Genomic DNA, 16,075 nt, shown 5'->3' with positions numbered 1-16,075 from the left:
AATACGTTATGAAGAAAAGTTCACAGGGAATTAATATGGATTTGACATGGCTGAAGTATGATGAATGAGTAACAGTAGGCGCTGTAGGAAGGAAATGAATGATGAGACTTAAATTAGTAGGAACCTTAACTTGTATAGTAGTAATGTTAGGTATCTTTATCATTTACACCAATATATCTATTGGTAAAGAACCATATAAGACAAACCATGAAACTAGTGAAAACTCCATAAATAAAGAAAAAAATAGTAAGCAAAATGGGACTTCAAATAAGATAGCAAGTTCTTTTGCTAGTGTACAGGCTGTAGTAAATAAGGAATATGGTTTACCCGAAGACTATATGCCAGAGGATTTAGTTGTCCCAAATGTACCGTTTTCATTTAGTGGAACGGTAGAAAAGAGTCATCTTCGTAAAGAAGCAGCGGAAGCGTTAGAAAAACTATTCCTTTTAGCTAAGCAGGATGGAATCCAGTTGAATGCTGTTTCAGGATTTCGTTCCTATGAGTATCAAAAAGGCCTGTATGCCAACAATGTTAAAAAGAAAGGGCAAGAGCATACGGATCGCTTCTCGGCAAAGCCTGGACATAGTGAACATCAAACGGGATTAACGATGGATGTTTCTTCTAAAAGTGCAAATAATGAGCTAGAGCTAACTTTTGCGAATACGAAAGAAGGAAAATGGCTGAAAGAAAATGCGCATCGTGCAGGTTTTATTATTCGTTATCCAAAAGGTAAAGAGGGTATTACTGGATATGCTTATGAACCGTGGCATATTCGCTATGTAGGAGATATTGCTGAAAGTATATATAAGAAAAAACTGACTTTAGAAGAATATATGAATCTGTGAAAATAGAATTAAAGAATTAAATTTGCTAGCGATAGCAGTAAGAGTGTAAAAGATAGGGGTATGAAACAAGGTATTTCTTAATGCTCTTAAAGGGTATGCCATGGGATTGTAAACGATACTACTATTTTAGAGATGAAAGATGGCGAATAATATCTTTACAGTAATGTGAGATGTAGGATCTTGCGTCAGGTGCAGAATGATAAGTATTAGGTTAATATATGATGGAAATCAGAAAGCAACGAAAAAGAATATAAAGATTACGTATTCGGTTTTTTACTAAATAACAGGGCATCATTCTAATTAGAATGATGCCCTGTTATTTTTAGCATAATCTATTGAATTACTTTTTCAATTTTAGGCATTACAGCAATTGGTGGTAAAGATTTGGTCCATGCAGCAGCATAAACATTTAACTGTTCACCTATAGTGTAATTTTCACCATCTGAAATAGGAACCCTTAAAATCTTATTTTGATTTACTAACTCCCACCAATCATTTTGGTAAGCGAGAGCTTCATCTTTTGTAGATGTAGAAGCAACCACTAAATAATTGTTTTCTACTGAAATGACATATCCAGTAAAAGGATCTTGTTCTTGTTTATGAATAGAATAAATAGGTGCAGTGCTTACAGACGCCTTATTAGAATCTGCAAATGCCGGTGTTGATCCGAAAGTAAATCCACATCCTAATGTTAAAGCTGTTACGGTTGTTACTAATTTTTGTTTTTTTGTAAACATAATACATATCCCCCTTATATTTTATCCCTACACTAGCAATTTTCTAGTTCTATCATATAAAACCTTTTAATATTAAGATGTTTAACAGTTCTGTCACATATAATCCATAAATGTTAAAATTATCTATTAATGGAAGTGGATTTGTGTTATGATTCACTATGTGAAATATTATTATTACATTCATCCCCTGATGAATGTATACCCTTCCTTAATTGTAAATATGTTTGATTTTATTGGTGAAGAGGGAGGAAATCCCTCTTCTTTTTTTGTTCCTTCTAAAGTTCGAAGGTGCCTTGAGCAATAAAATTTGATTTTTTTAAAACAGTTGAATTACAGCCCTTCCCGAACGAGAAAGCCCCTCGCGTTTAGGCAGGGGATGAAAGGGAGGTTGGGTAAGGAGTGCTACTAAAAACCGGAAGGTTTGTGGCACTCTAAGTATCCAAAATGTTGGTATCTTTTATTTTTTTCTCTTTCGCGTTGCAGTTTTATAATCCAACTGATACAATGCAAACATGATGAATGATTATAGAAGAACCAAAACAACCGTGTCATTAATTAACTATCATTTTGTGTTTTGTCCACGATACAGAAGAAAGATTTTTCTTAATACAAAAGTAGAAGAACGTTTCAAAGAGTTGGTTCAAGAAATATGCGGAGAATTGGATATTTCTATTGTTGCAATGGAATGCGACAAAGACCACGTTCACTTGTTCTTAAATACACCACCAACACTTAGTCCTGCTGATACAATGGCAAAAATTAAAGGAGTGACATCAAAACGTTTGAGAGAAGAGTTTCCTCATCTTCAACACTTGCCGAGCCTATGGACGCGTTCTTATTTTGTTTCTACTGCTGGAAATGTATCAAGTGAGACAATAAAACATTATGTTGAAAATCAAAAAACGAGGGGGTGAAACTTGTGCCACAAACCATCACAGTTAAAGTTAAATTGCTTCCAACAAAACAACAAATCATGCTATTGGAACAAAGTAGCCACGAGTATATAAAAGTCATTAATGCCCTTGTATCTGAAATGGTTGAAGCAAAGAAAAGCACAAAGAAAAGTACAAAGGATATTGAGGCCAATATCCCAAGTGCGGTGAAAAATCAAGCAATTAAAGATGCGAAAAGTGTGTTTTCTACAAAGGTGAAAAAGAGTAAATACAAAATCGTTCCGATTCTAAAAAGACCTGTTTGTGTATGGAATAACCAAAACTATTCATTTGACTTCACGCACATTTCAATTCCGTTTATGGTAAACGGAAAGTCAACTCGTTTAAAGGTTCGCGCTTTATTAATAGACAAATATAATCGCAATTTCGAATTGTTGAAGCACAAGTTAGGTACACTCCGTATCACGAAGAAATCTGCTAAATGGATTGCTCAAATATCTGTCACGATTCCTACAAACGAAAAAACGGGAACAAAGATTTTAGGAGTAGACTTAGGTCTTAAAGTTCCTGCGGTAGCCATCACAGATGATGATAAAGTTCGTTTCTTCGGGAACGGTAGGCAAAACAAATTTATGAAACGTAAGTTTCGCAGTGTTCGCAAGAAGTTAGGAGAAGCTAAGAAACTGAATGCCCTTCGTCAACTCGATGATAAAGAACAAAGATGGATGCAAGACCAAGACCACAAAGTAAGTCGTGTAATCGTTGATTTTGCAACGGATAATAATATTTCTGTCATTCGATTAGAGCAACTAACGAACATTAGACAGACGGCACGAACAAGCCGTAAAAACGAAAAAAATCTACACACTTGGTCATTCCATCGTTTAGCACAATTCATCGAGTACAAAGCGACATTAGTTGGCATAAAGGTCGAATATGTGAACCCTTCTTATACAAGTCAAACATGTCCGAAATGTTCTGAAAAGAACAAGGCACAAGACAGAAAATACAAGTGCCAATGTGGATTTGAGAAACATCGTGATATCGTTGGGGCGATGAATATTCGCTACGCAACTGTGGTTGGCGGTAATAGTCAATCAGCCTAAGAACCTATATGGTCTGTCTTAGGAGGGGTGATGGCACACCCTCATCTTGAAGGCTGTTCAAAACAGAAATGGACTGCGAATGCTTAGTCATTCAAGAATCCCATCCGTTACACCGTAAGGTGTAGGACTTGCGGCTTTAGCCGTGGGAGTGTCAAACGCGTTCACTTTATTTAGAAGTGAGAGTGGGGGAGTTCAAAGAAAGATGGGGAAATAAAGCTCTGTCTCTTGATAAAAACTTATAGAAATAAAAATAAGATAGTTACTGTTGGACAGATAGTAAATCACGATTAATATACTAGGTCTTGCGAGCACGATAGAAAATATATAACTTCATAAAAAGAACTCCTATGTTACTTAGGAGTTCTTTTCGGATGAAGTTAACAAAATTATAGAATGTTGAACATTAGTTTGTTTTTTCAACAATAGGAGAAATAGCTTTCACAGGAACACCAGCAAGTAAAATAGGGCTAAACTCAAAAGATGCAGCATAAACGTTCACCGTATCACCGATTACAATATCTTGTAATACTTCGGTTGAAGTTTCAACTTCATAAGTTATGTTGTTACTTGAAACTAAGATTGAGTTATCCGATTTTCCTGTAACATTTCCTGTGATTTTTTTGTATTGATTCTCTAAAATATTTTGTTCATTTCCTTTTTGAATAATCGCGTTTCTTGCCTCGAAAGGTAAGTCCTTTAGAAGGATAGGGGCCATTTCAAATGCTTGAGCATAAACATTTACTGTATCACCTATCTGAATGTTTGGTAGTACTTTTGGATTAACATGGGCACGAATGGTTTGATTTTCACTTGAAATTTCTAGGCTATCTTCGGATTTTTTTGTCACTGTACCAGAACGTTTTTTTAGTTGTGCTAAGAGTTTTTGTTCTTTATCTTTACTCATTACATGGTTTTCTTGTTGTTTGTTAGATTCTTCGTTTATTTTAGAAATAGAACTTACATCAGTGTAAAATACAGTTTGTCCATAGATTTTTTGATGTTTCCATTGATCTTTGTTAGCAACTTTAACTTTGTCACCGTTTTTAAAGTTAGAGTTACTACCATTCGGGAAGTCTATAGTCACTTCTTGATTATTTCCATTAGCATCTTTATATGCAACAGTCACATAATAAGGATCTGCATCATTTATTACCCCAATTACATGGTTTTCTTGTTGTTTGTTAGATTCATCATTTACTTTAGAAATAGAATTCACATCAGTGTAAAATACAGTTTGCCCATAGATTTTTTGATGTTTCCATTGATTTTTGTTAGCAACTTTAACTTTGTCACCTTTTTTAAGGTTAGAGTTACTACCATTTGGGAAGTCTATAGTCACTTCTTGACTATTTCCATTAGCATCTTTATATGCAACAGTCACATAATAAGGGTCTGCATCATTTATTACACCAACTACAGTATTTTCTTCTACTTTTGTATGTTTGTTGATTTGATCAGATTTTGCAATAAATTGTGCAGCTTCTGCACGGGTAATCGCTCTATTAGGGGACCAGCTATTTCCGTCTTCAGTGCCCTTAGAAATTTCTGTTTGTATTAAAATATTTGCATATCTTTCTCCCCAATGCCCTTTTAAATCCTCAAATGTAGTTACACTATTTTTAGCAACTTTATTTTCTAATTTATAAGCATTTGCCACCATTGAAGCCATGGATGCACGATTAATCAAACCTGTTGGAAGGAAGTTACCATTTCCATCTCCTTTAATAACACCTGCTTTTTCAACAGCTGCAATGTAAGGTGCTGCCCAGTGGTTTTGAGCATCTCGGAAAGATGGTTTAGCATTCTTATTAATTTCTAATCCAAGCATTATAGCCATTATTTTGGCAGCTGAACCGCGGTCAATTGTTTCAGCAGGAGCAAAAGTACCATCGGGTTTTCCGTGTAATGCGCCTTTTTCAACTAGGTAATTTACAGAAGGGCTTGCCCAATTTGGGACATCTGGAAATTTATGAGTATTTGCAAATGCACTAGATGAGTAGGATAGTAGACTTCCAGCAAGAATTCCTGTAGCAATTAATTTGTATTTCAAAATGTAACACTCCTAAAAAATAGTATAGCTTGGTAAATCTATCATTTATAGTGAATCTTATAAGTAATATGAATTAGTTTAAATAATAGAGTAGGTTGGCAATTTCGTTATATTACAGGTAAATAATAATTAGTTAATTTAAATTATTATTTCGAAAAAAATCTATAGGCATACACTTATAATAAGGGGCTATTTGATATATTTACCAAGCTCGTGTAACCAGTATAGTTACTTATATATATGAGTGTCAATTAAAAAAGAATTACATTTTTGTAAGGTAACCATGTTAATAATATAGTAAGTAATTATTATGTAAGGTGAATAATTACTCATTATAATAACTATAAGGATGAATTAAATAAAGAGGGATGTTTAGCGTTATTTACCAGTTATTTATTGTGGTTTTTATTTTCGTTGGACTTCTATTATTATTTGTATTATTTGGTCATCATACTGCGGGGTTTTTAAATTTAAACAGTCACGGTGGCCTCTTACCAAATGGTGCAACAGGTTTAATTATATCCATGTTGGTCGTTATCAATTAATTATTGAAGATAATAAATTAAATAATTTGGATTTATATGTGGGGTATTTTTGTACATCTCCTGAAAAAGGCGAATAAGAAGTACTCTCCTAAAATTTCTAACGAAGTACTTCGTATATACTATTTACTGTATTTTAGATAGTAAATTTGATCGCACTAATTCTTGAATAAACAATAAGATTCTTAGAGAATAGCTTAGAAAAAATTCGAGGAAGTTTAAATAAATGTGGTTGCAATTATTTAAACCTTTGAAGTTAAAAAACTTTTATGAATTTTTCGCTAGATTATAAGCTTTAAATGTTGAAATTTATTTACTTATTTCGCCAAATGAATACATTTATACAATTAGATGGAAGTTATGGGTGTTGAATCAAAACATAATAGTTTGTTATTGATGAGTTTATCGTAAAGTTGTTATTTAATGTGTCATCAAATAGTATTTGTATACAATGATAAATAAAGAAAAGGAGATTATTATGAGAAAAAATAGATTAAAAGATACAACATAGATAGCATGAATAGCTTGGGGTGTAAAAACATAAAAAACAAAAATCCTTAAGTGCATTAAGGAAAAATGAGGGAGTTAATATGGGGAATAATTCAAAACATAAAACTAGAAAAATACTTGCAGCCACCGCTACAGTAACTATGCTTGCAACTGGAATGATTTCTACAACAGATATCATTGCAGAGGAAACGCAGCGGCAAAATAAAATATCGACATCACTTCAAGAGGAAAAGTCAGTTAAATCAGAAAACAGGACATATACAGTCCCAGGAAAAGGGGATGTAGAGGTACTGAAACAACAGGAAAGAAAAAGTATGGCATTTAGTCCATATGAACCGACTGGTTTATATGCAAAGCCAAATGAACAAATAACGATTAATGTAGAAGGAAATCAAAATATTCAAGCATACATTGGAACGTATTCGTATGATGCTTCTTGGAGAGAAGATTCTAAAATAAAATCATTTACATTAAAACCAGGTATAAACACAATCCAATCTCCAAATGGAGGAATGATTTATTTTTACAATAAACAACAAGGTGGCACCATTCGAACAACAGTCACAACTGGTGGAACGACTACTCCTCTCTTTGAACTAGGCAAGCATACAAAACAAGATTTAATAGACATGCTGAACCAATACCCAAATGCACATGCAGTGGAGCTAAAAGGAGAACGTGTATTAATTACGGCCAGCCCTGCACGTGTTAAGAAATATTTGCTAGGTTCTAATACAGATCCTGTACAACTCTTAAAAAAGATGGATGAAGCTACCCGAATTCAAGACAAAGTAGCTGGATTATCCGAAGAACAAGCAGACAAGCATTATATTCATTACGTAGAAGAAAATCATTCACCAGATTATTATATGTATGCGACTTCTTATCGAACTGCATATGTAGGAGATGCAATTCAATACGTGTTAGATATTAATAAATTTATAAAAGATGGTTGGGGTCCTTGGCATGAGGCAGGGCATTTGAGACAGCAATCACCATGGAAGTTTTATAATATGACAGAAGTACAAAATAATATTTACAGCCTTTCTGTAGAAAAAGCATTTACATCTAATCAACCTTTTAGATTGCAACAAGAGGGCGCTTATACTAAGGCATTTCAATACTTAGAACAACCTAATAAAAATTATGACGAAGTTAGTGATGTTTTTGTTAAGCTTGTTATGCTCTGGCAACTACAGTTAGCATATGGAGAAGACTTCTATCCTAAATTGCATCAATTGTATAGAGATATGCCTTCTAATGAACTTCCACAAACTGATGAAAATAAAAAACAATTATTTATGATCTCAGCATCAAAAGTAGCCAAACAAAATTTGATGCCTTTCTTTGAGAAGTGGGGATTACGTCCAAATAATGATACCATTCAAAAAGTGGCTGCATTAGGATATCCGATTTTAACAGCAGAGATTTGGAAGGGGACGGATTCTAATCCGATTAAACCAGATATGCCTAATGTAAATAATATTTTAGAAGGAAACCAGTTTGCATGGTCGCTGAAAGGGATTGGAGATTTTGAATTCGCAAAAGTAAATTTAAATAAATTAACAGAAGAAATGCAAATTGATCTAAAAGCAGGTGTACCACATAACTACTTTGATAGTACATATGCAAGTATTAAAGTGCAAAACACATCAGGTAAAGTAGTATATAACAAGGAGTTTTATGGGAATAAACAGCAAAATGCTGGAACACAAAAAGTTTCAGTAAAGACCGGCGATTTTATTGAGTTTACACATTTAGAAGGTGGAGAGAGGGCAACATTAATAAATTTAGATAATAATAAACGTGAAAGCCTTGATAAAAAAGTAATGTATGAAGTTACAAAGGATGGCCTGAAAAAAGTAAATCAAATTGTTAATCCGAAACCAGATACAGAAGCTCCCACACAGCCACAAGGATTATATGCAAGCAACCTTACTTCTAACAGTGTAGAGCTAAAATGGAATCCTTCTACAGATAATATAGGTGTAAAAGAATATCAGGTATTACGTGATGGACAATTGATTCAAACCGTACAAGGAACGACATTTATTGATCAAAACTTAACAGCTAATAAGGAATATAAATATGCAGTGAAGGCTGTAGATGCAGCTGGAAATACATCTATTCAAAGTGAAATTCTTCCGGTAAAAACCAAAGATCAAAATGTATCTTATGAAAAATGGGATCCAAAGAAAGCATATACAAAGGGCGATAAAGTAGAACATCAAGGGACAGTGTATGAAGCGGTTCAAAATCATCAAGGAAATGGTGACCCGAATTGGATATTTGCGTTATCTTTATGGAAACCACTTACAATAAAATAACATGTAAGAATCAGATGTGAAGATAGAACAACATAAAATTGGGGCAGTATTTTAAAGATTTACTGGATGTTGCTTGAATTTTGATAGATTTCTCTACTAAGTTATTATTCAATATTGAACTACTCACCACTTAACGCCCTTACGGACTTTTTGAAGTGGGAGATTCCTGCGAACACCGGTGTATCCACCGGTTATCTTAGCAGGCTCTACCCGTAGTCCCTACGGTGAGAACATAAGTATCTTGTACGTTAACGCAACACACTCCCTACTTTAGCTTGGTTTTCGCAACTTCGGCAAGCATGGGGCGATAGAACGTTGAAGATTTTACGGTTGCAACGTTTTTCTGCAACCAACCTCATATCTTCAGTTTTCGAAGAGCAATCTGTACAAGTAAATAAAAATTAGAAAAGGATGTAGATTAGTGATTAGTCAGAAAACGAAGAAAAGATTTAATAAAGTTATTATAATGACCGCAGCATGTAGCATGTTTTCTATGTTTGGAACGTCTATTTTGCACACTAAAGCTGCAACACATTCAGCTGCTCCAGCAGTTTATGTGAGTCCCCAAAATATACCTGCCTCAGATATTATTAGTATAGACTGGTCACCAGTTCAGACACCACCTTATACGTACTGGGCTGTACACAACTGGAATGCAGGTGGTGAAGCTGGAGGATATGCTGGTTTTCAACAACAAAGTGGGTTTGATGAAAATGGAAAACGTACTTTACATTTTGCCTTATGGGATCCAATTTCCTCTAAAGAAGCAATAAAGGCCGAATACTTATCTCCGAATTCGCAAGCTGGACCCTTTGGAGGAGAAGGAACAGGAATGAAGGTTCAAACAACTTATGGTTGGAAAGACTACAATTGGTACACAATGACAATGCGTTCATGGCAAGAAAATGGTCATACTAAATTTGGACAATGGATGAAAGATGTAACAAAGAATAAATGGCATCAAATTGCAATTATGGACTTTCCGGTTGCTAATGTTGCATTTAATCATGGATTAGGAATGTTTCAAGAAGACTGGGCTGATAGTGGACAGAACGTTCGAGAAGCGCGCCTAAAAAATGGTTATAGCCGAAAATTAGTTGATAAACAATGGAGTTCTTGGAATAATCAAAGTATTTCTGGAACGCATGATAATACTTATCAATATGATGGAGGATCTACTTCAGAATATGTATGGGTCAAAGCAGGAGGTAATACGCAGTCTACTATTGGGTCAGGAAAAATATTCACGCTAAATCAACCTACTCAACCTGAAATAGGAAAACTAGATTTTGATATCCAATCTATATATTATGAAAATGAAAAATTAAATGTATCTTGGAAACTAAAAGAAAATAGTACACCGCAATTTAAGGGGAAAATTGAAATTTATAACAATGAAAATATGACGGGCCAACCTATTAACGTAATTAATGATATTAAATCTTATCAAAATGGAATCAGTCAATCTATATCATTACCAACAAATGCTTATGCAAAAATTGTATTAACGGATATATTTGATCAAACTGTTGAGAAAAAGGTACAAATCAAAAATGAATCTCCAAACATTTTTGAAGGTAATGAATTTGCATGGTCGCTGAAAGGGATTGGAGATTTTGAATTTGCGAAAGTAAATTTAAATAAATCAACAGAAGAAATGAAAATTGATCTAAAAGCAGGTGTACCACATGACTACTTTGATAGTACATATGCAAGTATTAAAGTGCAAAACACATCAGGTAAAGTGGTCTATAACAAAGAGATTTATGGAAACAAACAGCAAAATGCTGAATCGCAAAAAGTTCCAGTCAAAGTAGGCGATTATATAGAGTTAACACATCTAGAAGGTGTACATAGAGCTACTCTTACAAATGTAGATAATAGTAAACAAGAGAGCTTTGGAAAAAAAGCCATATACGAAGTTACAAAGGAAGGCCTGAAGAAAGTAGAAAAAATGCCAGAAGCAACAATTTTAGAAGGAAACAAGTTTGCATGGTCATTAAAAGGATATAGTGATAGAGAAATTGCAAAAGTAGATTATGATAAAACGGTAGAAGAGATGAAGGTAAAACTAGAAGCAGGTGTACCACATTCCTATTTTGCTAGTACGTATGCGAGTATTAAGGTCCAGAATTCTTCTGGTAACGTTCTGTACAATAAGGAAATCGTGGGAAATAAACAACAAAATGCTGAAAGCCAAACTGTGCCCGTTAAGGTAGGGGATTACATTGAATTTACCCATATAGAAGGAGAAGCAACAAAGGAAAAAACGCGAGCAACTTTAATTAACCTTGAAAATAACAAAAATGAAACCATTGGAAAAACAGCAAGATATCAAGTTACAAAAGAAGGCTTGAAGAAAGTAGAGAAAATGCCAGAAACAACGGTTTTAGATGGAAATCAATTCGCTTGGTCATTAAAGGGATATAATGATCGAGAAATCGCGAAAATAGAATATAACAAAGCAACAGAAAAAATGCAGCTTAAATTAGAAGCGGGTATACCCCATTCTTATTTTACTAATACGTATGCAAGCATTAAAGTCCAGAATTTATCCGGTAATATTTTGTACAATAAAGAAATTATAGGAAATAGACAACAAGATGCTGAGAGCCAAACCGTTTCAGTCAAAGTAGGAGATTGTATTGAGTTTACTCATATAGAGGGAGAAGCACAAAAGGAAAAGACACGCGCCACACTTACTAATCTTGAGAATAGTAAACAGGAGTATATGGGAAAGAAAAGAATATATCAGGTTACCTCTATGGGATTATTAATAAAGTCATAGATTTCACTACAAAAGTTAAATTATAGATTTATATATTATATAAAAATCTTAACCATTATACGCATTAAAAAATTCTCAAGAGAATATAGATTGGCGGGTATAGTATGAACATATTCAAAGGGTTTCTAATTTCATCAATTGCAATGACCACATTTGTAGGAACAGATCTAATTCTACAAAATGATAGTATTCATAATAAAGTTTACGCTGAATCTTATAATGTCACATACAAAGAAAGAGATTCACAGGAAGAAAGATTAGTTGTAAAGTTTAAAAATCAAATTGACTTACCTTATGAAGATGGTATTGAGAAACGAATAAAAAATGGGGATTATGATAACAATTTAAAGAAGTTATTTTCCGAAAATACAGAACTTACTTTGAATCGTCTGTTCTCATCTGTAAATCCGATAGAGATTAAAAAGTTATCAGTACAATCTAAATCAGTTGTTAATGAATCAGCTAATAATTTATTAAATTATTATATTGTACAAGCTCCTAATAACATAGAAATAGAATTATTACTGAAAAAATTTGAAACATCTCCTCTCGTAGAGGAGGCTTATATACAAGAAAAACAAATTTTGACACCCCCTGAAATACAGTTACCAAATTTATCTGTTAATCCGTACGATGATCCTAGATTTAAAAATCAAGGATATCTTGAAGCGGCACCAAAGGGAATTAATGCCTCGCATGCTTGGAGCATTAAAGGTGGTGATGGGAAGGATACAACTTTTGTGGATATGGAATATGGATGGTTATTGAATCATGAGGATTTAGTCAATAAAAATATTAAGCTTATGTCGGGACAAAATATAAGCCAGCATAGAGCTCATGGTACTTCTGTATTAGGAATTGTTTCATCTGAAGATAATCAAATTGGAAATATTGGAATTGCACCAAAAGCAAATGTAAAAGTAATATCCCAGATCAGGGATAATGGAATTTATAATACGGCGGATGCTATTTTAAGTGCTGTACATAATTTACAAGCGGGAGATATTCTTTTATTAGAGGCACAAGCTTCGTATGATGGGTATGGGGATAAATATTTACCTGTAGAAGTACATCCAGATATTTTTGATGCAATTCGTGTTGGTGCAGATAAAGGGATTATTATTATAGAAGCTGGCGCAAATGGTTCAAACGACTTAGATAATTTTAAAGATCGTAATGGAAAAAAGATCTTAAATCGAAATAGTCCAGACTTCAAGGATTCAGGTGCTATTATGGTTGGGGCGGGATCATCAACTGTTCCACATAAACGTTTATGGTTTTCAAATTATGGAAGTCGATTAGATGTATATGGATGGGGAGAAAATGTTGATACAACATCAGCAAATCCAAGTCAAAATACTACAAATTTATATACATCAACATTTAGTGGAACATCAAGTGCTTCACCAATTATTGCTGGAGCAGCAACTTCGATTCAAGGTATTGCTAAAGAACATCGAGGTTCTCCTTATACACCAGCCGAATTAAGAAATATCTTAAGTAATCCAAATACAGGAACAAAATCTCAAGATCCGTGGAATGATAGAATAGGTGTTTTACCTGATCTAAAATCTATATTAGATAACTTAGATTTTAATTCAGATATACCGAACTCTTCTAGTATTTTAGAAGGAAATCAATTTGCATGGTCACTAAAAGGAATAAGTGATTTTGAGTTTGCTAAAATCAATTTCAATAAGTCGACAGAAGAAATGCAAGTGGACTTAAAAGCAGGCGTACCGCATCATTATTTTAATGAAACATATGCAAGTATTAAAGTACAAAATGCATCAGGCAAAGTAGTATACAATAAAAACATTTATGGAAACAAACAACAAAATGCTGAATCGCAAAAAGTTCCAGTTAAAGTAGGAGATTATATTGAGTTAACACATCAAGAAGGTGTGCATAGAGCTACTTTAACAAATGTAGATAATAGTAAACAAGAAAGCTTTGGAAAAAAAGCAATGTACGAAGTTACAAAAGAAGGTCTGAAGAAAGTAGAAAAAATGCCAGAAACAACGGTTTTAGATGGAAATCAATTTAGTTGGTCTTTAAAAGGATATAGTGATAGAGAAATTGCAAAAGTAAATTATAATAGGGTAACAGAGAAAATGCAGGTGAATTTAGAAGCAGGCGTACCACATTCTTATTTTAATAATACGTATGCGAGTATCAAAGTACAGAATTCATCCGGTAGTGTTGTGTACAATAAGGAAATAGTGGGAAATAGACAGCAAACTGCTGAAAGCCAAACTGTGCCGGTCAAAGTGGGAGATTATATCGAGTTTACCCATATAGAAGGGGAAGCAGTAAATGAAAAGACACGGGCTAAACTTACTAACCTTGAGAATAATAAACAAGAATATATAGGCAAAAAAAGAATCTATCAAGCTACTTCAACGGGATTAAACAAAATAGATTAACATGAAAAACATTCAAATTTTTAGTTTGATGCTTAATAGTCGTTCATTATGAACGACTATTTGGCATTTATTTAATATAAAGTGAAATTAATTTTAAAAATATGTTTGAGGACTGAGTGATGTTTAGGTGCTATAGATTTGAGAAAAAAGAAACAGAATAATAAGGTATATGTTGATAAAGACTCTATTGTATTACAATATTTTACATATTTGGTATGATGTATATGAGTGCTATATAATAAGGGAGGAATGAGAATGAAGTGGTTCATAGCTCATGCAAATGGTAATAATATCTTTAAAAAGTTAGTTTTAATGGTGTTACCAATGGTTCTAATGATAATGATGATAACCCCATCGAATGATGCATTGGCAGCCAACCAATCAAATGCAAGTTCACTAAAAGGTGTGAATCTATTTAATGGAAGCTGGACTGTTGCTATACAAGCTGCAAATTTACAATATGTTTCTGCTGAGCCATCGGGCAATGTAGTAGCAAATCGTAATGCAGTTAATGAATGGGAGAAATTCGAATTAATTCCGACTGGAGAATTATATACGTATGCTTTAAAAGCGAAAAGTAATGGCAAGTACGTTTCGTTTGAGCCAAATGGTAGAGTAGTAGCAGATCGTACATCAATTGGGGCATGGGAAAAATTTATTTTATATAATGGTGGAGACAATAGGATATATGTATTACAAGCGTTAAGTAATGGTAGATTTATATCAGCAAATAGTGGTAGAGAATTAACTGCTAATAGTTATGTAGCTGGAAGTTGGGAAAGATTTGTTATTGTGTATTTCTAAATTTTGAAGTGTTTTATATATAAATAATAATGACTGGTTTAGTTCATATGCATGCTAAATAAAGAGTTAAGTACTTAATACAAGTGTATATTAAGGTGTAAAAAGGACTGACTGCAAGTAATTGTCAGTCCTTTTTGTATGTTAAATAAGTAATTACGGAGGATATAATGAGAAGAAAAAGAACCCTATTGGGTTCTTTTTCAAGGCATATTAACAGTAAGGAGAATCATGAAATGCTACTTCAAATCTTTATTAGGGGAAAGATTTTGAAAAAGCTTAACATACATCTATTTTTACATAAATGTAAGATATAGTAAATTGATAATGTTTATACTTACTATTACTAATATTCAATTAATATAGTTAACACTATGTTTATAGTGTTAATTGATGTTTCGTGTAGTATACATTTAGAAATCTAGTATTAGATTATAATTGTCAAAAAAGCTAATAGATTTATCATTTCAAATTCTAACTAACATTTAAACGATTTTAATTGAAATGGGGTGTGTATTAACTCTTATAAGCTAATGAAAGTAAATAAAATAAACAAAGACCCTGTAAAAAAATACAGGGTCGGATACAGGGTTAAGGGAACGCATAGTTTCTTAAAAACATAATAGCATATATATTTTGTGTAGCTATATGAGGATTTTGACAAAATTAAGAACAAGACAGAAAATCTTTAAGAAATTATATTGGTGGAGATATGGTTTGGAAGTGAACTGTTTACCTGTTGATATAGATGAAAACTTTGGAGCATCGTGATCAAACTTTCTTTAAATAAGGGGTTTAGGTTATTGAGGTAATTGGATCTTCCTGAAAAAGAAAAATGTTTTTAAATTAAAAGTAGAAAAGACACCTTTCGGGTGTCTTTTCTTTTGGTATACAGCTTACATATTGCTGAATTAGATACGAAATCATAATTCGACTATGAAATAAACAACTTAAGAAATTTTAACATAATATGGACTGAAAAGAATATGTAATATTGCATTTTTAGTTTTCAATTTATTTATTTATTGGTATAGAAAAGCAGTATAAATA

The 16,075-nt window shown here is 33.2% G+C and carries 9 protein-coding genes and 1 pseudogene; 8 read left to right on the top strand and 2 right to left on the bottom strand.

Translation table 11 applies throughout. The annotated features are described in order from the left end of the window. Positions 1–101 precede the first annotated feature (101 nt). On the top strand, positions 102–845 hold the full coding sequence (locus tag ACU8YW_RS28155) for a M15 family metallopeptidase (protein ID WP_088065122.1): 744 nt from the start codon (positions 102–104) through the stop codon (positions 843–845). 332 nt (positions 846–1,177) lie between these two features. On the opposite strand, the gene ACU8YW_RS28150 is transcribed toward ACU8YW_RS28155, so the two are convergent. After that, positions 1,178–1,582 (bottom strand): DUF3221 domain-containing protein, encoded by a 405-nt coding sequence (locus tag ACU8YW_RS28150; RefSeq protein ID WP_088065097.1) that lies wholly within the window; start codon positions 1,580–1,582, stop codon positions 1,178–1,180. Positions 1,583–2,094: 512 nt separating this feature from the next. On the opposite strand from ACU8YW_RS28150, the gene tnpA reads away from it, so the two are divergent. Then, complete coding sequence (gene tnpA / locus ACU8YW_RS28145; protein WP_033666944.1) at positions 2,095–2,496, top strand: IS200/IS605 family transposase; 402 nt, start codon at positions 2,095–2,097, stop codon at positions 2,494–2,496. Positions 2,497–2,501: 5 nt separating this feature from the next. Next, a complete protein-coding gene (locus ACU8YW_RS28140) occupies positions 2,502–3,581 on the top strand; it encodes an RNA-guided endonuclease InsQ/TnpB family protein (protein WP_001136645.1) in 1,080 nt (359 codons plus the stop codon). A 403-nt stretch (positions 3,582–3,984) separates the two neighbouring features. Here the strand turns inward: ACU8YW_RS28140 and ACU8YW_RS28135 are convergent, their stop codons facing one another. After that, a complete protein-coding gene (locus ACU8YW_RS28135) occupies positions 3,985–5,631 on the bottom strand; it encodes an S-layer homology domain-containing protein (protein WP_426934639.1) in 1,647 nt (548 codons plus the stop codon). 395 nt (positions 5,632–6,026) lie between these two features. Between ACU8YW_RS28135 and ACU8YW_RS28130 the strand changes: the two are divergent. The 5 genes and pseudogenes from ACU8YW_RS28130 to ACU8YW_RS28110 all read left to right on the top strand — a co-directional run. Next, positions 6,027–6,170, top strand: a pseudogene (locus ACU8YW_RS28130) (gamma-aminobutyrate permease); the annotation flags it as partial. A 593-nt stretch (positions 6,171–6,763) separates the two neighbouring features. Then, positions 6,764–9,010 carry a M60 family metallopeptidase gene (locus ACU8YW_RS28125; protein WP_426934640.1) on the top strand — a complete coding sequence of 749 codons (2,247 nt, stop codon included), beginning with the start codon at positions 6,764–6,766 and terminating at the stop codon, positions 9,008–9,010. A 421-nt stretch (positions 9,011–9,431) separates the two neighbouring features. Next, positions 9,432–11,798, top strand: a complete 2,367-nt coding sequence (locus ACU8YW_RS28120) for a putative mucin/carbohydrate-binding domain-containing protein (protein ID WP_098082649.1) — start codon at positions 9,432–9,434, stop codon at positions 11,796–11,798. A gap of 104 nt (positions 11,799–11,902) precedes the next feature. Further along, a complete protein-coding gene (locus tag ACU8YW_RS28115; RefSeq protein ID WP_426934641.1) occupies positions 11,903–14,224 on the top strand; it encodes a putative mucin/carbohydrate-binding domain-containing protein in 2,322 nt (773 codons plus the stop codon). A 255-nt stretch (positions 14,225–14,479) separates the two neighbouring features. Further along, positions 14,480–15,028, top strand: coding sequence for a fascin domain-containing protein (locus tag ACU8YW_RS28110; RefSeq protein WP_088123170.1), 549 nt, complete (start codon positions 14,480–14,482; stop codon positions 15,026–15,028). The last annotated feature ends 1,047 nt before the right edge of the window (positions 15,029–16,075 follow it).

The organism is Bacillus pretiosus, assembly GCF_052947655.1.
The sequence above is the reverse complement of the archived record's forward strand: the minus strand, read 5'-3'. Positions and strand labels throughout refer to the sequence as shown.